Below are 21,154 nucleotides of genomic sequence, written 5' to 3'. Positions count from 1 at the left end.
TATTTTGGAGATTCTTATTTATGGCAGGTCATAGTAAATGGGCCAACACAAAACACCGCAAAGCGGCACAGGATGCCAAACGCGGTAAGATTTTTACTAAAATTATCCGTGAGCTAGTGACTGCTGCACGTCTGGGCGGTGGTGATCCTGGTGCGAACCCCCGGTTACGTGCGGCTATCGATAAAGCGTTGTCTAATAATATGACGCGCGACACCCTGAACCGCGCGATTGCCCGTGGTGTGGGTGGTGATGAAGATAACAACATGGAAACCATCATTTACGAAGGCTATGGCCCAGGCGGCACGGCGGTGATGGTCGAATGCTTAAGTGATAATCGTAACCGTACTGTATCTGAAGTCCGCCATGCATTCACCAAAACCGGTGGTAATTTGGGGACTGATGGGTCTGTTGCTTATCTATTCACCAAAAAAGGTGTTATTTCCTATGCACCGGGCTTGGAAGAAGATGCAGTGATGGATGCGGCATTGGAAGCGGGTGCTGATGATATCGTCGTCTATGATGATGGCGCTATTGATGTATTTACTGCCTGGGAATCTCTGGGTGCCGTGAAAGATGCATTGGATGCTGCCGGTTTGGTCGCTGAAGGCGCGGAAGTCTCGCTTATCCCATCAACTAAAGCCGATTTGGATGCTGAAACAGCGCCAAAATTGTTGCGCTTGATTGATATGCTAGAAGATTCTGATGACGTGCAAGAGGTTTACCATAATGGTGAAATCTCTGATGAAGTGGCGGCAACACTGTAATTTCGCCTTGATTCATCTACTCTTTAAGTGTCTACTGGCCACTTTTTGTGGCCAGCGTTTTTAAGGTGCTATATATGTTTTGCAGATATGGCGCTGTTGTTATCCGGCATCATTGATAAACGCGATGTGACTGATAAAAAACGTTCGTTTCTAAAACAATGCAGTAACAAGGTAAATAAACTGGTATGGCGATCGTATTAGGTATCGATCCCGGTTCTCGTGTCACCGGTTATGGCGTTATCCGCCAGCAAGGTCGTCAGCTCACCTATCTGGGCAGCGGCTGTATTCGTACTGTTGTTGACGATATGCCTACCCGCCTAAAATTGATTTATGCTGGTGTCACTGAAATCATCACACAATTTCAACCCGATTTTTTTGCTATAGAACAAGTCTTTATGGCCAAAAACCCCGATTCGGCATTAAAGCTGGGGCAGGCGCGCGGCGCGGCTATTGTCGCGGCGGTCAATCTGAATTTACCGGTGTCTGAATATGCCGCCCGTCAGGTTAAGCAGACTGTGGTAGGAACCGGCGCGGCTGAAAAAAGTCAGGTGCAACATATGGTGCGCTCACTGCTGAAACTCCCAGCGAACCCCCAAGCTGATGCAGCAGATGCCCTGGCGATAGCAATAACCCATTGTCATCTTAGTCAAAATACTGTGCGGTTGGGCAATGATCAAATGACGTTGGCACGCGGTAGGATCCGGTGATTTGCATTTTAATACGAGCAGGTTAACTGTTATGATAGGCTGGATATCCATCCAGCCTTTTTTATGTTATAAACAGCCATTAATGTTTTATTGCCTAATGTGGGCAAACGAGGAGAGAGTCAACGTGATAGGGCGCCTCAGAGGTATCATTCTGGAAAAACAGCCCCCATTGGTGCTGCTGGAAACAAACGGCGTCGGCTATGAAGTCCAATTGCCGATGACCTGTTTTTATGAGCTGCCAGAATTGGGGCAGGAAGCCATTATTTTCACCCAGTTTGTGGTGCGTGAAGATGCTCAATTGCTCTATGGCTTTAATGATAAGCAGGAGCGGGCGCTATTTCGTGAGTTGATCAAAGTTAATGGTGTGGGGCCCAAGCTGGCACTGGCTATTCTCTCTGGCATGTCGGCACAACAATTTGTAGCCGCGGTAGAACGTGAAGATATCACCACGTTGGTGAAATTACCGGGGGTCGGCAAGAAAACGGCTGAGCGGTTAGTTGTTGAAATGAAAGACCGCTTTAAAGGTCTAAATGGCGATCTGTTCAATAATACCGGTGATATCCAGCTACCCGCCAGTGCTCCACAAACATCAGATGCTGATATCGAAGCAGAAGCGGCATCCGCACTCGTGGCTTTAGGGTACAAACCACAAGAAGCCAGCCGATTAGTGAGTAAGATTGCTAAACCGGGGGCGGATTGTGAAACCCTGATCCGTGATGCTTTGCGTGCTGCATTATAGAATGAATAGGGACGGAAGATGATTGAAGCAGACCGCCTGATCTCTGCGGGTATTATCAGTGATGAAGAGAGTATTGATAGGGCTATCCGCCCGAAACTATTGGCTGAATATGTCGGGCAACCCCATGTCCGCGAGCAAATGGAAATCTTCATTCAGGCGGCGAAACAGCGGGGTGATGCGCTGGATCATGTGCTGATATTTGGCCCTCCGGGGCTGGGGAAGACCACATTGGCAAACATTGTTGCCAATGAGATGGGCGTGAATTTGCGGACAACCTCTGGCCCGGTGTTGGAAAAAGCCGGCGATTTAGCGGCGATGCTCACCAACCTCGAACCCCACGATGTGCTGTTTATTGATGAAATCCACCGTCTGTCACCCGTGGTGGAAGAGATTCTTTACCCGGCGATGGAAGATTACCAACTGGATATCATGATTGGTGAAGGCCCGGCGGCACGTTCAATCAAACTTGATTTACCACCTTTTACCCTGATTGGTGCCACCACCCGGGCGGGCTCATTGACCTCCCCACTACGTGACCGATTCGGTATTGTTCAACGCCTTGAGTTTTATCAAGTTGCGGATTTAGAACATATTGTGGCGCGCAGCGCGCAATGTCTGGGTCTGGAGCTAACCCCTGAAGGGGCGCACCAGTTAGCGCGTCGTTCGCGAGGAACTCCACGAATTACCAACCGTTTGCTGCGCCGCGTGCGCGACTTCGCTGAGGTCAGGGCGGATGGTGCGATTAACGGTGATGTGGCGATGCAAGCACTGGATATGCTGAATGTCGATGCCGAAGGTTTCGATTTTATGGATCGCAAACTGCTGCTGGCCGTTATCGATAAGTTTATGGGTGGCCCAGTGGGGTTGGATAACTTGGCAGCGGCGATTGGTGAAGAGCGGGAAACTATTGAAGATGTGCTGGAACCGTATTTGATCCAACAAGGATTTATCCAGCGGACTCCCCGCGGGCGCATTGCCACCCATCATGCTTATAAACACTTTGGTATCACTCGCGAAGAGTAAGCTTTCTTTCATGCAGGGCGGCGCTCAGGCCAGCCCTGATAAAAGTGATTTTCAAACAACGTTTTTTTCAGCGCTCGGGGTATTGATCATTCGGTTAAGCCAGGGGATCAATAACGCCATCACCAAAGCAATGGCCAGTGTAACCATGCCTATTTTGCCAAATACGTCAGTGTAGATAGGTAATGTTGCTAGCGGGTCAGTTATCCCCTCAGGGGTGGCAGTAAAGGTCGCGACATAGCCTCCAATCAGGAATGATGCCGCTTGTGTCAGGAACCACATCCCTAGAATAAACCCCATCAAATATTGTGGTACTAATGCCGCCACCATGGCTAAACCGAGGGCGCTTATCATCAACTCCCCTAAACTCTGGAATAAATACACCAGAACAATAAACCAAGGGGATGTCAGACCCTGAGCATCAGCAAACCACATTCCGGCTGCAGCTGCGGTCAGGAAACCAAGTGAACATAAAAACATGCCTAAAGTAAATTTTGCGGGCATGGATAAGTCACGATTCTGGCTGCCCAAACGAGTATAAATTGAGGCTAAAATCGGGCTGGCGACCACCACCCAGAATGGGTTCAATGCTTGGAAGCTGACTGGGTTGATATTGAACCCAAGAATTTCATGGTGAACATTATTGATAGCGAAGAAGTTTAATGAGGTGGGCATCTGTGCATACAGCACATAAAACACGATGGCTTCAATCATCAGAATAAAAGCCACAAACATTTTATTACGCCCCAGTGGGTCTTGCTTAACTGCTTCTTTAAAAAAGATAAACACCACAATTAGCGATAAGACGATCAGCACCAGATTGGCAATAATTATATGGTTCATCAACCAGGCGCAGACACATATCATCACCGCCGTGCCGGCCAGCACCAAAAATAGATTGCGCCAATTTAAGGGCTTAGCATCAGGTTCAGAGCCAATATTGCGCACCATATGGCGGCAGCAGAAGTAGACCAGCAGGGCAAAAATTAAACCAATACCGCATAAGTAATAGGTAATGGTGTAGCCGAAGTGCTCAGCAATAACCGGTGCCAATGATAATGACAGTAAAGAGCCGATGTTGATCGACATATAAAACAGTGTAAAAGCCCCGTCCAGACGGGGGTCTTTAGGTGGATAACATTTCGATAATAAGCTGGCTGGGTTGGCTTTAAACAACCCGTTACCCACGGCGATGGTACCGAGTGCGAAGAAGATTAAGTTGGGTTGATACAGTGAGAGACCGGTGGCGAAATAGCCGATAGCCAGCACTATTGCGCCTAAAACCATGGTGCGCTTGGTGCCCAATAGATGGTCGCCAACGTATCCACCAATTGAAATCAAGCCGTAAACCAAGGCAGCAAAAGCGCCAAAAGTCACAAATGCTTGTTCCTGCGAGAACCCTAATTGTTTGACAAAGAAAACAGCAAGAATCCCCTGAACACCGTAATAGCCGAACCTTTCCCACAACTCGACAAAAAAGATCATAAAGAACGGTTTGGGTTGCTGAAGTAAACTGGTGGGGGTTGATCTATCCATGATAGGTCGCCTCTGTGCAATAGTGATGCTGCGTAAATTTAGCGTGTATAAAGCCGATGCAGAGACGAGAAAGAATCTGCATACCGTTATTATTGCTTGCTACTTGATGTATCATGCAGGGTATTGCACTGGCTATTTATTGTATTTGTGGTTGATCACACTAATTGGAATATTAAAAACAGAATTAATGATTATTAATGACGTAAATCGGAGAATAAATAGAGGGAATTTGCAATGGGGTTCAACAATATCAACCCCATTTTTTACGTTATTATGCGCGTGCTTTTTGTGACAGGCTCAGGATGAACATCACCGCGGCGCAGAGCACGACGGAAGGGCCTGCGGGGGTATCATAGAAAGCGGAGAAGGTTAACCCCCCGGTGACCGCAATAATACCAATACCGATGGCAATAGCGGCCATTTGTTCTGGCGTCCGGGCAAAGCGACGTGCAGCGGCGGCTGGGATTATTAATAGGGAAGTGATAATCAGCGCGCCGACAAACTTCATCGACAACCCTATTGTAAGGGCCGTGACGAGCATCAGTAACATCCGAACGCGCTCTAAATTAACCCCATCCACGTGGGCCAACTCTGGGCTGATAGTCATAGATAACAATGCTCGCCATTGCCAACATAATATCCCCAACACGACGGTGACGCCGACTGCAATTAGCCCAATATCACTCAGTGTGACGGAAAGTAGATCGCCAAACAGGTAGGCCATTAAATCGACCCGGACATTATGCATGAGGCTAACGACCACTAAACCTAAAGACAGCGCACTGTGAGCCATGATCCCGAGCAGGGTGTCGACGGCTAATTGCGGGCGGCGCTCCAACCACACCAGAATAAGCGCTAACACCATAGTCATCACTATCACGGCATAGAATGGGTTCACATCTAATAGTAAACCGAATGCCACACCCAATAATGATGCATGGGCGAGTGTGTCGCCAAAATAGGACATTCTGCGCCAGACCACAAATGACCCCAGGGGCCCCGCCGCAGTTGCCAGCAACACACCGGCTAACCAGCCAGGCAACAGTAATTCAATCATGCGTCACGACTCCCACTATTTTTCAAAATAATCTTTCCATGCAAATCGTGACGATGATTATGGTGATGACGATAAACGGCTAATTGCTCAGCGCCACGATTGCCAAACATGGCGATAAACTCCGGATGAGTTGACACCACCTCGGGCGCACCAGAACAGCAAATATGCTGGTTAAGGCATAAGACTTCGTCAGTTTTGGCCATCACTAAATGCAGGTCATGGGAAACCATCAAGACGGCACAGCCTAGCTCTCTGCGTAACTGTTCAATCAAGTCATACAGAGCCAGTTGCCCATTAACATCAACACCTTGCGTTGGCTCATCTAATACTAATAGCTGTGGTCGATTTAATAGGGCGCGGGCCAAAAGGACGCGTTGGTTTTCGCCACCGGACAATTTCTGCATGGGTTGGTCTATTAGATGCGCAGCATGCACCCGCTTAAGTGCAGGCAAAATATCAGCTTTTTTGACGCCTGGCTTCAGCCGCATAAAGCGGCTCACTGTCAGCGGCAAGGTGGCATCCAGATGCAGTTTTTGTGGCACATAGCCGATACGCAAACCCGGCTCACGCAGCAGAGTACCGCTGGTGGGGGTAATGAGCCCCAATACCACGCGCACCAGTGTTGATTTACCTGCGCCATTTGGCCCAAGCAGGGTGAGAATTCTTCCCGGACGCAGAGAAAGGGAAATATCATTTAGTATCCGCCGCTGACCAAAAGTGACAGATATCTTATCGAGAGTGACCAATGTGGACATGATGATTACGTTTGCAGAACCGATTGAATGTTATAATATTACGCTCAACTCATCAAAACGTCGAGAATTCGCATTATGTTACATAAAAATAAATGGCTACAGCGGGCTATGCTGGCCAGCGCAATTTTAATCGCCAACCCCGTGAGTATTGCCTCTGCTGCGGTGGTGACATCAGTGCGCCCGCTGGGTTTTATTGCCTCAGCCATCGCCGATGGTGTGCTGCCAACCGAGGTTTTGTTACCTGATGGTGCATCGCCACATGATTATGCCCTGCGCCCGTCAGATGTCCAGCGGTTACGCAGCGCTGACCTGGTTATTTGGGTTGGGCCGGAAATGGAAGCCTTTTTATCGAAACCATTGACGCAAGTCACTGATAATAAAAAGATTGCCCTAGCTCAGTTGCCCTCTGTCATGCCTCTATTGATAAAAGGCGACGAACATGATGAACATGATGGGGAGAATGAAGGGCATGACCATGATCATGCTAAAGATAATCACAGTGATGAGCACCATCACGGCGAGTATAACATGCATATTTGGTTGTCCCCCGTCATCGCCAAACAATCTGCAATTGCTATTCACGATAGATTATTGGAACTTATGCCACAAAATAAGGACAAATTAGATGCAAACCTGCGCCGATTCGAGGATCAACTAGCGCAAAATGAAAAAAATATTGCTACTATGCTAGAGCCTGCCCAAGGTAAGGGATATTTCGTTTTTCATGATGCTTATGGCTACTTTGAAAAACACTTTGGCTTGAGCCCATTAGGGCATTTTACAGTCAATCCTGAAATTCAGCCTGGTGCGCAGCGTTTACATCAAATTCGAACACAGTTGGTTGAGCACAAAGCGGTATGCGTTTTTGCTGAGCCACAATTCAGGCCGGCCGTCATTAATGCTGTCGCCAAAGGAACAGACGTGCGTTCAGGCACATTGGATCCCTTGGGGAGTGGCATAGTATTAGGCAAGGACAGCTATGTGAACTTTATGTCTCAGTTGTCGAACCAATACGTGAGCTGCTTGAAGTAAGATTAAAAGGATACTCATAAGTGCAGCAGATAGTCCGAACTATCACTTTGGCGTATAACAATCTCCCTCGACCCCACCGCATCATGCTGGGGTCGTTGACTGTCATGACATTGGCCGCAGCTGTTTGGCGGCCTTTTGTTTATCATCCGGAGCATGAACCTGTCGCCAAGAGCGTGGTATTGGATACCAGCCAAACGCGTATTTTATTGCCTGAAGCCAGTGAACCTATTGACCAACCCGCGCCAGATGATGAAATTCCACAAGACGAATTAGATGCCAAAGATGTTAGTGAGCCAGGCGTTCATGAGTATGTTGTCTCAACCGGGGATACCCTCAGTAGCATCTTGACGCAATATGGCATTGATATTTCTGATGTTTCTCTGTTGGCGACACAAAATCGCGATTTGCGCAATCTAAAGATTGGGCAACAAATCTCCTGGACAGTGAATGACGCGGGTGATTTGCAGCGCCTGACCTGGGAAGTTTCTCGTCGGGAAACTCGCACCTATGACCGTGTTGGCAATAATTTCAAAGAAACAAAAGAGTTACAGAAAGGTGAGTGGAGCAATACGGTCCTCACCGGCCAGCTTGATGGTAGTTTTGTGACCAGTGCGAAAAAAGCTGGTTTGACCGGCGCTGAGATTCGCGCGGTGACCAAAGCATTACAATGGCAGTTGGATTTTGCCAAACTGCGTAAAGGCGATCAGTTCTCGGTGTTAATGTCGCGCGAAATACTGGATGGCCGCAGTGAGCAAAGCCAACTGGTCGGGGTGCGCATGCGCTCTGGCGGCAAAGATTATTACGCCATTCGTGCTGATGACGGTAAGTTTTATGACCGCCAAGGTGCGGGTCTGGCACGCGGTTTCTTGCGTTTCCCCACCATAAAACAATTCCGTGTTTCGTCTAACTTCAATCCTCGGCGTCTTAACCCGGTCACTGGGCGTATTGCACCGCACAAAGGTGTCGATTTCTCTATGCCAGTCGGGACGCCGGTGCTTGCGGTAGGTGATGGCGAAGTGGTTATCGCGAAACGCAGTGGGGCCGCAGGTAACTATGTTGCTATCCGCCATGGCCGCCAATACACCACACGTTATATGCATTTGAAAAAGTTATTGGTGAAACCAGGGCAAAAAGTGAAACGTGGTGACCGCATTGCGTTGTCAGGCAACACCGGCCGTTCTACTGGGCCGCATCTGCACTATGAGTTTTGGATGAACCAGCAAGCTGTTAACCCGTTGACCGCCAAATTACCGCGTTCAGAAGGGTTAAGTGGTAAAGATCGCAGCGACTATCTGGCTATTGCGAAGCAGGTCATTCCGCAGTTGCAACTGGATTAATAGCTCGCCGGTAGCCCTAAATTTACGCTACCGGCGCGTTTATACCCCGCGGTATATTATTCTTTCACCGCCCATTCCAAGAGTTCCCGATGCACAAAGAGAAAAACGACGCAGCTGGTTTTATTCCGGTATTTAAAAAATCTTTTCTACATCCCTGTTTTTGGGGCGTGTGGTTAGGGGCTGGAGCAATGGCAGCGATGGCCTTCGTCCCAGCGAAATTCCGTGATCCATTATTAGCCGGAGTGGGGCGTCTGGCCGGTAAATTTGCCAAAAGTGCCCGTCGCCGTGCCCGTATCAATCTTCTTTATTGTATGCCCGAACTGCCAGAAACTGAGCGCGAACATATTATCGATCAAATGTTTGCGACCGCCGCGCAGCCGTTAATGATGATGGCTGAGCTGTGTTTCCGTGATCCGAAAAAAGTATTATCTCGTGTTCATTGGCATGGGTTGGAGGTCTTGGATGGGCTACAACAGCAAGAGCGCAATGTTATTTTATTGGTGCCCCATGCTTGGTCGATTGATATTCCGGCCATGTTGTTAGCCGAGCAGGGCAAGCCGGTCGCCGGCATGTTCCACCATCAACGCAATCCATTAGTGGATTATTTATGGAACAGTGCGCGCTTGCGGTTTGGTGGGCGAATCCATGCTCGTGAAAGTGGGATAAAACCCTTTATCAGCTCTGTGCGTCAGGGGTTCTGGGGGTATTATTTGCCGGATGAGGACTATGGCCCCGAGCAAAGTGAATTTGTTGATTTCTTCGCGACTTACAAGGCGACATTACCGGCGGTTGGGCGGTTGATGAAAGTTTGTCGTGCGGCGATTGTGCCGATGTTCCCGGTTTACAATTACCGTGAGCATCGCCTTGATATCTATATTCGTCCACCAATGGATGATTTAGCAGATGCCGATGACGCTTATATTGCGCGCCGTATGAATGAAGAAGTTGAATTGTTGGTTAAGCCGAATCCAGAACAGTATACCTGGATTCTAAAACTGCTCAAAACGCGCAAAGAAGGCGAGCTGGAGCCGTATGTTCGCAAAGATCTATAAGCGAGAATAATAAAAAAGCCCGCGGTTGATTCGCGGGCTTTTTGGTTTTTGGCTACATCATATTACTCAACACGGATAATGCGGCTGGTATTGGTGGTACCAATCGTCCCCATAACATCACCCTGTGTGACAATAACCAAGTCACCAGACACCAAGAAACCTTTATCTTTCAATCTATTGACTGCTTCAGTTGCTGCAAGAATGCCATCGGTATGAGTATCACAATAAACTGGTGTTACCCCGCGATAGATAGCCGTCAGATTCAAGGTATGGTCATGGCGCGACATAGCAAAAATCGGCAAACCGGAACTGATGCGGGACATCATCAATGCCGTACGGCCTGATTCAGTCATGGCAAGAATGGCAGTGATGCCCTTCAGATGGTTTGCCGCATACATGGTCGACATCGCAATGGCTTCTTCGACATTGTCGAACTGCACATCAAGGCGGTGTTTGGACACATTGATGCTCGGGATTTTTTCCGCTCCCAAGCACACCCGCGCCATGGCCGCAACTGTTTCGGCCGGGTACTGACCCGCTGCTGTTTCGGCTGACAACATGACCGCATCCGTACCATCGAGTACGGCGTTAGCCACGTCCATGACTTCAGCACGCGTTGGCATTGGGTTCGTTATCATTGACTCCATCATCTGGGTGGCCGTGATAACCGCACGGTTTAGCTGACGGGCACGGCGAATCAGCTTTTTCTGAATACCGACTAACTCAGGGTCGCCAATTTCAACACCGAGATCACCACGCGCCACCATCACCACGTCAGAAGCCAGAATGATATCGTCCATGGCTTCGTCTGTTGCTACCGCTTCGGCACGTTCAACTTTTGCGACAATCTGCGCATTGCAACCAGCATCACGGGCCAAACGACGTGCGTAATGCAAATCTTCACCGGTACGTGGGAAAGATACGGCCAGGAAATCGACACCAATTTTGGCAGCAGTGATAATGTCGGCTTTATCTTTCTCAGTCAGGGCTTCGGCCGACAGGCCACCCCCTAACTTATTAATCCCTTTGTTATTGGACAGGGGGCCGCCGACAGTGACTTCGGTGAACACTTTCATGCCCTGAACTTCAATAACTTTTAGCTGCACGCGGCCATCGTCCAGTAACAGGATATCACCGGGAACGACATCTGCTGGCAAGCCTTTATAATCGATACCAACTTTGTCTTTATCGCCTTCGCCTTTTGCCATATTGGCATCTAGCAGGAATTTATCGTGCACGTTAAGGAAAACCTTGCCTTCCTTAAAAGTAGATACCCGGATCTTAGGACCTTGCAAATCGCCAAGAATAGCTACATGGCGCCCCAATCTGGCGGCAATTTCACGGACTTTGTTGGCCCGTAATTCATGATCTTCAGCACTACCATGGGAAAAATTCAGGCGGACTACGTTAGCACCCGCAGCAATAATCTTTTCCAGATTATTGTCGCGGTCAGTAGCCGGCCCCAGTGTAGTAACAATCTTGGTCCTTCTGAGCCGTCTGGACATCTCTTACTCCGTTGACTGATGAAGCATGGTGTTGTTAAAACAGCGGATAATAAATCCGATAGTAAAATGTAATTAAGCTACAAATTTTACGGTGACATCGTAGTGACAACCATGTTTTACAACAACATAGTGTCATTTATGTTATCCGCTTGCGACTGTAAAACAATTGATGCATAAAATGGCCCAAGTGGGTTGCGTCTTTACACCAATGACTACATGACAAAGCGAGCTGTTAACCACGTCTTGCACCCAGTGTTATGGGTGTCAGACTGATATTATTTTTCAATAATACGCCAAATTCTCATGGCAGAAGATGCGCTAACACAAAACAAAGCGACTTCTGTTCTCGCGACCATTTACTTTTTGACACAATTCACTTTCCGACATTATTCGCCACTGTTGACCCGTGGCGAGCCTTTATCGAAGCGCGATTCTTTTAATGCATCTTTAACCCGCTTTAGGTTATCCCTGAATTTGTCCCCGCGCCGCAGGGTAAAGCCGGTCGCCAACACATCAATTAAGGTCAATTGAGCAATACGCGACACCATCGGCATATACATATCAGTATCTTCCGGCACATCTAACAACAGAGGCAATGTGGCTTCATTGGCCAATGGTGTATCGCGTGAGGTAATGGCAATCACTGTGGCATCGTTTTCACGGGCGAGCTGTGCCAGCTCAACCAGGCTTTTTGTCCGCCCAGTGTGAGATATCAATACCACGACATCCCCCTCATTGGAATTCATGCAGCTCATGCGTTGCATAACAATATCATCGAAATAAATTACCGGGATGTTGAAGCGGAAGAATTTATTCATGGCATCATGCGCTACTGCCGCTGATGCACCAAGGCCAAAGAATGATATTTTCTTCGCTTGTGTCAATAAATCCACGGCCCGATTAATGGCTGCAATATCTAAATTATTTTTCACCATATCCAAACTGGCCATGGTTGATTCAAATATTTTGCCAGTGTAAGCGGCTACACTATCATCCTCTTCAACATTGCGGTTCACATAAGGTGTGCCATTAGCCAGACTTTGTGCCAAATGCAGTTTAAAATCAGGGAAACCTTTAGTGTCTAATCGACGGCAAAAGCGGTTTACCGTGGGCTCGCTCACGTTCGCCAATTTGGCGAGGGTGGCGATGCTGGAGTGGATAGCAGTTTGTGGGGCGGCGAGGATAACCTCGGCGACTTTCCTTTCCGATTTGCTCAGAAGGTCCAGATTATTTTGGATATTTTCCAGCGTATTCATATAACGAGAGTCACCCATGGGTTTTACCGATTTCATTTAAAGGAGAAATCTATGCCGGTTTAATGAAAATATACTACGAGCTGGAACCCGTTGGCAGAGGCATCTGGTCTGAAATGACTCTTTTTCACCAGAATATGACCTGTGTCTAATTTTCATAATGGTAAATAGTTGTCAAAAACGTCATAAAATTACATTTTAAAGTTACGCGGCCTGATTTGACGCGGCCTGCCACTCTATCGCGTATTTTTTAACCTTTCTGGCCCGCTTTTATCTGGGTTTACTGGCTATAGTCAAAGAGAGTACATTAGTAATGTAAGAAAATTACAAATATCCTGCAACGAGGAGAATAACATGGCGGTAACTAATACAGCCCAGGCAGCACAGGCGTGTGATCTGGTGATTTTCGGCGCTAAGGGAGACTTGGCTCGCCGGAAACTGTTGCCTTCCCTTTACCAATTAGAGAAAGCGGGTCACATCCACCCTGATACTCGGATTATCGGTGTAGGCCGTGCCGACTGGGATAAAGACGCGTACACAGCCGTGGTAAAGGAAGCCCTCGATACCTTTATGAAAGAGAAGCTGGATGATGAATTGTGGCAAAAGCTCAGTTCTCGTCTCGACTTCTGTAATTTAGACGTCAATGACAGCAAGCACTTTGCCAAACTGGGCAAAATGCTGGATCAAAAAAATCGCACTACGATTAACTACTTTGCGATGCCGCCGAATACTTTCGGCGCAATTTGCAAAGGTTTGGGTCAAGCGGGGCTGAATAAAGAGCCTGCCCGCGTCGTGATGGAAAAACCGCTGGGGAAAGATTTAGCCTCTTCGCGAGTGATTAACGATCAGGTCGCTGAGTATTTCAATGAGTGTCAGGTTTATCGTATTGACCATTATTTAGGTAAAGAGACGGTGCTGAACCTGCTGGCTCTGCGTTTTGCCAACTCACTATTTGCCTCAAACTGGGATAACCGCACGATTGATCATGTACAGATAACCGTTGCGGAAGAAGTGGGGATTGAAGGGCGCTGGGGCTATTTTGATCAAGCCGGTCAGATGCGCGATATGATTCAAAACCACTTACTGCAAATCCTGACCATGATTGCCATGTCACCGCCGGCAGATTTGAGTACCGACCGTATCCGTGATGAAAAAGTGAAAGTGCTGCGCTCGCTGCGCCGTATTGATCACACCAATGTGCGAGAAACCACGGTTCGCGGCCAGTATACGGCTGGTTTTGTGCAGGGTAATAAAGTTCCGGGTTATCTGGAAGAGGAAGGGGCGAATAAAAGCAGCAACACCGAAACATTCGTTTCTATCCGAGTGGATATCGATGACTGGCGCTGGGCCGGTGTGCCGTTCTATCTGAGAACCGGTAAACGTCTGCCAAGCAAATGCTCTGAAGTGGTGGTGTACTTTAAAAATCCCGCACTGAATTTGTTCCGTGAATCTTATCAACAATTGCCACAAAACAAGCTGACCATTCGTCTGCAACCGGATGAGGGTATCGAAATTGAAGTGCTGAATAAAGTGCCGGGTCTGGAGCATAAACACCGCTTACAAACTACCAAGCTTGACCTCAGTTTCTCCAAAACCTTTAACGAACAGCATATTGCGGATGCCTACGAACGGCTGTTATTGGAGACAATGCGCGGCATCCAGGCGCTGTTTGTGCGCCGTGATGAGGTTGAGGAAGCCTGGAAGTGGGTCGACTCCATCATGGATGCATGGGCTGCTGATAATGAGGCACCGAAGCCTTATCAGTCTGGGACTTGGGGGCCGGTGGCGTCTGTTGCCATGATTACGCGCGACGGCCGTTCATGGAATGAATTCGAATAAATAGCCGCCATACTTCAAGCGGCATGCGTGTTGGCTGCCTTCGCTCACCCCAGTCGCTTACTTGTGTAAGCTGCTAGGGGTTTGCTTAGTTGCCGCCTTCATGCAACTCGAATTATTCAGGATATAAATTATTTATTGTTTGATAACAGCGCCTCACTTAGGCGCAATAATAAAGAGCCGTTAGCTGGCTCGCAGGGTGATTCTTTATGGCCGGCGGGAATATTCTGCCTGCCATATTTCAACTGGCACCTTCGGGTGAGTACATGCCAATCGGCATAAGTGGAGATAACAACTGATGAAAAGCTGGAAAACGAGCGCAGAACAGATCATGACCGCAGGCCCTGTTGTCCCGGTGATCGTGATTAACAAGCTCGAGCAAGCGGTGCCGCTGGCAAAAGCCCTGGTGGCTGGTGGTGTTCGGGTGCTGGAAGTGACGTTGCGCACCCCTTGTGCTGTTGAGGCTATCCGTGCCATTGCGAAAGAAGTTCCTGAGGCGATTGTAGGGGCGGGGACGGTCCTTAATCCTCAGCAACTGGCGGATGTCGTTGATGCGGGTGCTCAATTTGCGATTAGCCCGGGGCTGACAGATGAACTGCTCAAAGCCGCGACCGCGGGCTCAATTCCGTTGATCCCGGGGATAAGCACTGTTTCAGAACTGATGCTGGGCATGAGTTATGGCCTGCGTGAGTTTAAATTCTTCCCCGCTGAGGCAAATGGCGGTGTGAAAGCCTTGCAAGCCATTGGCGGCCCATTCTCTCAAGTGCGTTTCTGCCCAACGGGCGGAATCACGCCGAACAACTATCGCGATTATCTGACGCTGAAAAGCGTGTTGTGTATCGGCGGTTCATGGTTGGTTCCTGCTGATGCGCTGGAAAAAGGTGATTACGCGCGCATTACTGAACTCGCCAAACAAGCGGTGGCGGGTGCTACAGCATAAGTTGGTGTAACTCCCTGAACTGATGGGAGAACCGGGTGTTTTTCACTCAACATAAAACCCTTGCTATGCAGGGGTTTTGTTTTTTTAGCAATACTAACTCATTATTTTTTAATCTCTTTTTATAAACTATTTATATAATTGATAGTTTGCTTTATAAAATTGGCTATGGTAAAAATAGAGCAGTTAATTATTCCAATTTGATGAGGGTTTTAGGCGTATCACACTGGGTTTGGCATACAAGAATGTGGCTAAAGCGCGTGTGGCTAAAAAAAAGAGATATATTATGATGAAAATTAATGGAATTACTTTCAAACACTCTACCTGCCAACTCTTCCTGTCAGCCATTCTGGCCAGTGAGCATCACTGGTGCAGCGAGCTATAGCGTCTTTCTTCTTCCGTTTTAAGCATACCTGTCATATTTCAAGCTGCATCTGCGCTGGCTGCGTGCAATAACCCGCATCACTTACCCAGTAAGTTCCACGGGATTATCACCCTTGCCGCCTTCCTGCAACGCGAATGATTTAAGGTATAAAAGTTTATACGCCAAGTGAGTTTCTATTTCTTACGGCCAACCTGCAATACAAAATCCTGTGGGATGTGTCGAGCGAATTGGTAACCGTAACAAATAGACCTTAGCGTGCGTTTATGCGTGTTAGGAGAAGAATGATGATTTATTGGATATTTTTAGGTCTGGCGATTGTTGCTGAAATTATCGGTACATTGTCCATGAAATACGCCAGTGTCAGTGGCGAGATGGCCGGCCACATCGTGATGTATATAATGATAACCGGCTCCTATATATTGCTGGCCCTGGCGGTCAAGAAAGTCGCATTAGGTGTGGCTTATGCTCTGTGGGAAGGGATCGGTATCCTGATTATTACTGTTTTTAGTGTGCTGTGGTTTGATGAGAGTTTATCACCCCTCAAAATTGCCGGTTTAGTGACATTGGTCGGCGGCATAATGCTAGTGAAATCAGGAACACGTAAACCGAAGAAACCAAACAGCCCAAGTCGCCATTCAGGTGAGCATCATGCAACAGCTTGAGTTTTACCATATTGCTTTCCTGGTTTTGGCCGTCATCTTGGAAATCATCGCCAATATTTTGCTGAAAATGTCAGATGGTTTTCGCCGAGTGTGGTTGGGGATATTATCACTGTTTTCAGTATTAGGGGCATTCAGTGCTTTGGCGCAAGCCGTAAAAGGTATTGAATTATCAGTGGCTTACGCTTTGTGGGGCGGGTTTGGTATTGCCGCAACCGTGGCCGCAGGGTGGATTTTGTTCAACCAGCGCCTGAACTACAAAGGCTGGATTGGCCTGATTTTACTGTTGGCCGGCATGGTGATGATCAAGTTGTCTTGACCCCCTCGTCCTGGGCGAAACAGTATTCAGTACATTCGACTAAGGGTGGCCCAATGGCTACCCTTATTATTTTAGGCGGTAGATAACTTTTTTCTGATAACTACAGCGCCGCAATGATTTTGATTTCAACTTTATAATTTGGATTCATCAACTTAGCCTCGACGGTACAGCGCACCGGCGCGCTACCATCAACTACCCAGGCATCCCAAGCTGCATTCATCGCCGCGAAATCCGCTTTATCTGCCAGAAAAATAGTGGCATCCAAAATGCGGCTTTTATCTGAGCCGAGCTGATTCAGCATCATATCAATGGCCGCCAATGTATTGGCGGTCTGGGCCGTGGCATCTGCCTCCAGATTTTCCGGTACGCTGGTATAATAAATTGTGTTGTTGAATACCACTGCGTCGGACCAACGCTTTTCTGGATTAATTCGCTCAATACTCATTTTCACTCCCTTATGTGAATGCCAATGTTAGCTTCGTCGTTAGAGTAACATAGCTTGCCGCGAGAATGTGTGGTCGCGCGGCCTGAGGCTTGGCATAATCACCGCTGATTTCGCCCGGAAGAGAACGCGTGACAGACGATTTTGCAACAGACGGCGCATTAGCGCAGGCCATTACAGGTTTTAACCCCCGAGAGTCGCAGCGCCAAATGGCGGCGGCCATCAGTGAATCTATTGCTACCAAACAGCAACTGGTCGTCGAGGCCGGTACCGGGACGGGCAAAACATTTGCTTATTTGGCCCCGGCTTTACGGGCTGATTGCAAAGTGATTATCTCGACCGGTTCCAAGGCATTACAGGACCAGCTCTATTCCCGTGATTTGCCCACTGTTGCTACCGCCTTAAAATATAAAGGAAAACTGGCGTTGCTCAAAGGGCGCTCGAATTATCTCTGTCTGGAGCGACTGGAGCAGCAATCTCTGGCCGGTGGGGAGTTAGCCAGTGAAACATTAGTGGATTTAGTCCGCCTACGTGGTTGGTCAGCTGAAACCGTTGATGGGGATATCAGTACCTGCGGTGAGGTGGCGGAAGACAGTTTTGTCTGGCCGTTAGTGACCAGCACCAATGATAACTGTCTGGGCAGTGATTGCCCGCTGTATAAAGATTGTTTCGTGGTGAAAGCCCGCCGCCGGGCGATGGACGCTGACGTGGTGGTGGTTAACCACCATTTATTCCTGGCGGATATGGTGGTGAAAGAGAGCGGATTTGCTGAGCTAATCCCCAGCGCCGATGTGATGATTTTCGATGAAGCCCATCAAATACCTGATATTGCCAGCCAATATTTTGGCCAACAACTGACCAGCAGGCAGTTAATGGATCTGGCGAAAGACATCATTATTGCTTATCGCACTGAAGTGCGGGACTCGGCTCAGTTACAAAAAAGTGCCGACCGGCTGACACAAAGTGCGCAAGATTTTCGTTTAGTTCTGGGGGATCCGGGCTATCGCGGTAATTTGCGTGATGTGATGGAGCAGCCCGCGATTCAGCGGGCATTGTTATTGCTCGATGATGCCCTGGAGTTGTGTTACGACGTGATGAAACTGTCACTTGGGCGCAGTGCCATGCTGGATGCAGCCTTTGAAAGAGCCACGGTATATCGTAATCGTCTTAAGCGATTAAAAGATGTCAGCACCCCGGGTTACAGTTATTGGTATGAATGCAATTCACGCCATTTTGTCTTGGCCCTCACGCCACTTTCGGTTTCTGACCGTTTTCGCGAATTAATTGAAGAAAAGCCCGGCAGCTGGATCTTCACCTCCGCGACTTTATCGGTGAATGACCAGTTGTCACATTTCACCTCACGGCTGGGGCTGACCAATGCCCAAACGCTGTTACTGCCCAGCCCATTTGACTATGCCAATCAAGCATTGCTGTGTGTGCCGCGTAATTTGCCCACCGCCAATGAGCCGGGGGCCGCACGTAAACTGGCGGTGATGCTAAAACCGTTAATTGATGCCAACCAAGGGCGCTGTTTCTTCTTATGTACTTCTCACCAGATGATGCGCGGGCTGGCGGAAGAGTTCCGTGCCAGCATGACCTTGCCGGTGTTAGTGCAAGGGGAAACCAGCAAAGGCCAGCTCTTGGCACAGTTTGTGGCGGCCGGTAATGCACTGCTGGTGGCGACGAGCAGTTTTTGGGAAGGAGTTGATGTGCGCGGCGATGCTCTCTCTTGTGTCATTATTGATAAACTGCCATTTACATCGCCAGATGACCCGTTGTTGAAAGCGCGTATTGAAGATTGCCGTCTGCGCGGCGGTGATCCGTTCAATGATGTGCAATTGCCGGATGCCGTGATTACTCTGAAACAAGGGGTGGGGCGCTTGATTCGTGACATTGACGACCGCGGCGTGCTGGTCATCTGTGATAATCGGCTCGTCATGCGCCCGTATGGCGCGATGTTCCTCAATAGTTTGCCACCTGCACCACGAACCCGCGATCTGGCGAAAGCCATCGCTTTTCTCAAGCAGCGTGATTGAGGGAAAAGCCAGGAAGGGTGTGCTATCATGCGCGCCCTGTGTTGAATTCATACTCTTTTCCTGCCGAGGTTGGCATGTCCACGCGAATTTTAGCGATAGATACCGCAACAGAAGCTTGCTCTGTCGCACTCTGGAACAACGGCGAAGTTCAGGCGCTATTTGAACTTTGCCCACGAGAACACACTCAACGAATTTTACCGATGGTGCAGCAAGTGCTAGCGGAGTCGGGCCTGTCACTACAACAACTCGATGCCCTTGCTTTTGGCCGCGGCCCTGGCAGTTTTACCGGGGTGCGCATTGGTATCGGGATTGGTCAGGGGCTGGCATTGGGTGCTGACTTGCCGATGATTGGTGTTTCCACCTTGCAAACCATGGCTCAGGGGGCATTTCGCCTAATGGGTGCTTCCCGGGTATTAGCGGCGATAGATGCTCGTATGGGCGAAGTCTATTGGGGGGAGTTTGCTCGCGATGATGCCGGGCATTGGCTGGGAGAAGCCACTGAAGCTGTGATGACCCCAGCGCAAGCATTGGTGCGCGCTCAGGTGTTGAGCGGCACTTGGGCCACAGTGGGCACTGGCTGGCAGACCTACCCTGATTTGATTAGCGACAGCCACATTGTGCTGACTGACGGCCAAATAACCTTGCCACATGCCGAAGATATGTTGCCACTGGCATTATCTTCCTGGATAGCCGGGCAGGTGGTCAGTGTGGAAAATGCTGAGCCGGTGTATCTGCGCAATGAAGTGACCTGGAAAAAACTGCCGGGCCGCTAGAATGGGTTGATGGCGGGGTGACTTGAAAAATTAAGGGCATACCCGCCTTCCCACCACGCGAATTATTTAAGGTAGCGCAACTTATCATCCTGTTTAGCGTCTAAAATATTAACATAGCTTTAGATATGATAAGGAGCAGCATGCTATGACGACAAATACGTCAGCAACTCAATCTATAAAAAACAGAAGCCGTAAATGGCTGTCTGCCGGGCTGGGGTTGGGTGTTTTGCTGCTTTCCGGTTGTGTCACCATCCCTCCCGCGATTCAGGGGACAACCGCTACACCGCAGCAAAATCTAAATTTGGTGCGCACTGATCCTAAGGTATTTATTGGTCAGGAAGCGCGTTTTGGTGGCTCAGTCATTAATGTTACTAATGAGGCTCATCGTACCCGGCTGGAAATCGCCAGTGTGCCGCTAGATTCAGGTGCTAGACCCATTTTGGGTGAGCCTTCACAGGGGCGAGTCATTGCTTATGTGAATGGTTTCCTGGATCCCGTCGATTTCCGAGGGCATCTTGTCACGGTTGTCGGGCCGATTACCGGAGTTGAAGCCGGGAAGATTGGCAGGACTCCTTATGACTTTGTGGTGATGAATGCGACAGGTTATAAGCGCTGGCATCTTGAACAGCAAGTTATCATGCCACCGGTGATGGGCCCTTGGGGTTACCACTATCCGGGCATGTGGGGCCCGGAATGGGGGGGATGGTACAGTCCGGGGCCGGCACAGATACAAACTATTGTGACGGAATAGTGGGTTGGCAGCATAAACTTACCCGTGACGAAGATAAGGGCGCTGAATTCAGCGCCCTTTTTATTACAATCAAATGGTTATCTTAAATAACATCATAAAAAACGATGATAAATTGATTTTATTAACCGCGACTTGTGAATATTTGCCAGATGGCCTGATTGTGGTGTCTCAGCAGCAGAAAATAGTGACCTATATCTCAACCTCAAAATTGTTTAAAAGCAAACTGGTACGCTGAGTTAAAATATTGTTAAAGTTCTGA

At 48.7% G+C, this 21,154-nt stretch carries 20 protein-coding genes; 14 read left to right on the top strand and 6 right to left on the bottom strand.

Going from position 1 to position 21,154, the window contains the following annotated elements; all coding sequences use genetic code 11:
* Window positions 1-20 precede the first annotated feature (20 nt).
* The 4 genes from D5F51_RS09645 to ruvB all read left to right on the top strand — a co-directional run bounded on the left by D5F51_RS09645 (window position 21) and on the right by ruvB (window position 3,233).
* On the top strand, window positions 21-764 hold the full coding sequence (locus D5F51_RS09645; RefSeq protein ID WP_025378084.1) for a YebC/PmpR family DNA-binding transcriptional regulator: 744 nt from the start codon (window positions 21-23) through the stop codon (window positions 762-764).
* 185 nt (window positions 765-949) lie between these two features.
* Window positions 950-1,471 (top strand): crossover junction endodeoxyribonuclease RuvC, encoded by a 522-nt coding sequence (gene ruvC, locus D5F51_RS09640; RefSeq protein WP_087768774.1) that lies wholly within the window; start codon window positions 950-952, stop codon window positions 1,469-1,471.
* Between the two features lie 124 nt (window positions 1,472-1,595).
* Window positions 1,596-2,210: a Holliday junction branch migration protein RuvA gene (ruvA, locus tag D5F51_RS09635; protein ID WP_025378085.1), complete on the top strand. Its 615-nt coding sequence runs from the start codon at window positions 1,596-1,598 to the stop codon at window positions 2,208-2,210.
* 18 nt (window positions 2,211-2,228) lie between these two features.
* Complete coding sequence (gene ruvB / locus D5F51_RS09630; protein WP_025378086.1) at window positions 2,229-3,233, top strand: Holliday junction branch migration DNA helicase RuvB; 1,005 nt, start codon at window positions 2,229-2,231, stop codon at window positions 3,231-3,233.
* Between the two features lie 51 nt (window positions 3,234-3,284).
* Here ruvB and dtpB read toward each other — a convergent pair whose 3' ends face one another.
* From dtpB to znuC, 3 genes are all read right to left on the bottom strand, one after another.
* Window positions 3,285-4,766, bottom strand: coding sequence for a dipeptide/tripeptide permease DtpB (dtpB, locus tag D5F51_RS09625; RefSeq protein WP_129196386.1), 1,482 nt, complete (start codon window positions 4,764-4,766; stop codon window positions 3,285-3,287).
* A gap of 271 nt (window positions 4,767-5,037) precedes the next feature.
* Window positions 5,038-5,823, bottom strand: coding sequence for a zinc ABC transporter permease subunit ZnuB (znuB, locus tag D5F51_RS09620; protein WP_129196384.1), 786 nt, complete (start codon window positions 5,821-5,823; stop codon window positions 5,038-5,040).
* Entirely contained in the window at window positions 5,820-6,578 is a 759-nt protein-coding gene (gene znuC / locus D5F51_RS09615; protein ID WP_087768776.1) for a zinc ABC transporter ATP-binding protein ZnuC, read from the bottom strand. The genes znuB and znuC overlap by 4 nt, the downstream gene beginning before the upstream one ends.
* A 75-nt stretch (window positions 6,579-6,653) precedes the next feature.
* On the opposite strand from znuC, the gene znuA reads away from it, so the two are divergent.
* The 3 genes from znuA (at window position 6,654) to lpxM (ending at window position 9,999) form a co-directional block, all read left to right on the top strand.
* Window positions 6,654-7,610 (top strand): zinc ABC transporter substrate-binding protein ZnuA, encoded by a 957-nt coding sequence (gene znuA, locus D5F51_RS09610; RefSeq protein ID WP_129196382.1) that lies wholly within the window; start codon window positions 6,654-6,656, stop codon window positions 7,608-7,610.
* 20 nt (window positions 7,611-7,630) lie between these two features.
* Entirely contained in the window at window positions 7,631-8,947 is a 1,317-nt protein-coding gene (mepM, locus tag D5F51_RS09605) for a murein DD-endopeptidase MepM (RefSeq protein ID WP_025378089.1), read from the top strand.
* 89 nt (window positions 8,948-9,036) lie between these two features.
* Entirely contained in the window at window positions 9,037-9,999 is a 963-nt protein-coding gene (gene lpxM / locus D5F51_RS09600) for a lauroyl-Kdo(2)-lipid IV(A) myristoyltransferase (RefSeq protein ID WP_129196381.1), read from the top strand.
* 62 nt (window positions 10,000-10,061) lie between these two features.
* Here lpxM and pyk read toward each other — a convergent pair whose 3' ends face one another.
* The gene (pyk, locus tag D5F51_RS09595) at window positions 10,062-11,504 is read right to left on the bottom strand and encodes a pyruvate kinase (protein ID WP_025378091.1); all 1,443 of its coding nucleotides are present in this window, start codon (window positions 11,502-11,504) and stop codon (window positions 10,062-10,064) included.
* Window positions 11,505-11,890: 386 nt separating this feature from the next.
* The gene (locus D5F51_RS09590; protein WP_129199294.1) at window positions 11,891-12,760 is read right to left on the bottom strand and encodes a MurR/RpiR family transcriptional regulator; all 870 of its coding nucleotides are present in this window, start codon (window positions 12,758-12,760) and stop codon (window positions 11,891-11,893) included.
* Between the two features lie 351 nt (window positions 12,761-13,111).
* On the opposite strand from D5F51_RS09590, the gene zwf reads away from it, so the two are divergent.
* The 4 genes from zwf (at window position 13,112) to mdtI (ending at window position 16,893) form a co-directional block, all read left to right on the top strand.
* Window positions 13,112-14,596, top strand: coding sequence for a glucose-6-phosphate dehydrogenase (gene zwf, locus D5F51_RS09585; protein ID WP_129196379.1), 1,485 nt, complete (start codon window positions 13,112-13,114; stop codon window positions 14,594-14,596).
* Window positions 14,597-14,891: 295 nt separating this feature from the next.
* Window positions 14,892-15,533 (top strand): bifunctional 4-hydroxy-2-oxoglutarate aldolase/2-dehydro-3-deoxy-phosphogluconate aldolase, encoded by a 642-nt coding sequence (locus D5F51_RS09580; protein WP_129196377.1) that lies wholly within the window; start codon window positions 14,892-14,894, stop codon window positions 15,531-15,533.
* 666 nt (window positions 15,534-16,199) lie between these two features.
* Window positions 16,200-16,577 carry a multidrug/spermidine efflux SMR transporter subunit MdtJ gene (gene mdtJ / locus D5F51_RS09575; protein WP_025378095.1) on the top strand — a complete coding sequence of 126 codons (378 nt, stop codon included), beginning with the start codon at window positions 16,200-16,202 and terminating at the stop codon, window positions 16,575-16,577.
* Window positions 16,564-16,893, top strand: a complete 330-nt coding sequence (mdtI, locus tag D5F51_RS09570; RefSeq protein ID WP_025378096.1) for a multidrug/spermidine efflux SMR transporter subunit MdtI — start codon at window positions 16,564-16,566, stop codon at window positions 16,891-16,893. Before mdtJ ends, mdtI begins: the two co-directional genes overlap by 14 nt.
* A 100-nt stretch (window positions 16,894-16,993) precedes the next feature.
* Here the strand turns inward: mdtI and D5F51_RS09565 are convergent, their stop codons facing one another.
* The gene (locus tag D5F51_RS09565; protein ID WP_025378097.1) at window positions 16,994-17,338 is read right to left on the bottom strand and encodes a RidA family protein; all 345 of its coding nucleotides are present in this window, start codon (window positions 17,336-17,338) and stop codon (window positions 16,994-16,996) included.
* A gap of 128 nt (window positions 17,339-17,466) precedes the next feature.
* On the opposite strand from D5F51_RS09565, the gene yoaA reads away from it, so the two are divergent.
* The 3 genes from yoaA (at window position 17,467) to D5F51_RS09550 (ending at window position 20,895) form a co-directional block, all read left to right on the top strand.
* Complete coding sequence (gene yoaA / locus D5F51_RS09560; protein WP_129196375.1) at window positions 17,467-19,371, top strand: DNA repair helicase YoaA; 1,905 nt, start codon at window positions 17,467-17,469, stop codon at window positions 19,369-19,371.
* A gap of 74 nt (window positions 19,372-19,445) precedes the next feature.
* Window positions 19,446-20,144 carry a tRNA (adenosine(37)-N6)-threonylcarbamoyltransferase complex dimerization subunit type 1 TsaB gene (tsaB, locus tag D5F51_RS09555; protein WP_025378099.1) on the top strand — a complete coding sequence of 233 codons (699 nt, stop codon included), beginning with the start codon at window positions 19,446-19,448 and terminating at the stop codon, window positions 20,142-20,144.
* Between the two features lie 145 nt (window positions 20,145-20,289).
* Window positions 20,290-20,895, top strand: coding sequence for a Slp family lipoprotein (locus D5F51_RS09550; protein ID WP_087768779.1), 606 nt, complete (start codon window positions 20,290-20,292; stop codon window positions 20,893-20,895).
* Window positions 20,896-21,154 lie beyond the last annotated feature (259 nt).

It is taken from the genome of Yersinia hibernica, from assembly GCF_004124235.1.
GTDB lineage: Bacteria > Pseudomonadota > Gammaproteobacteria > Enterobacterales > Enterobacteriaceae > Yersinia > Yersinia hibernica.
This window is presented reverse-complemented; position numbering and strand designations above follow the sequence as displayed.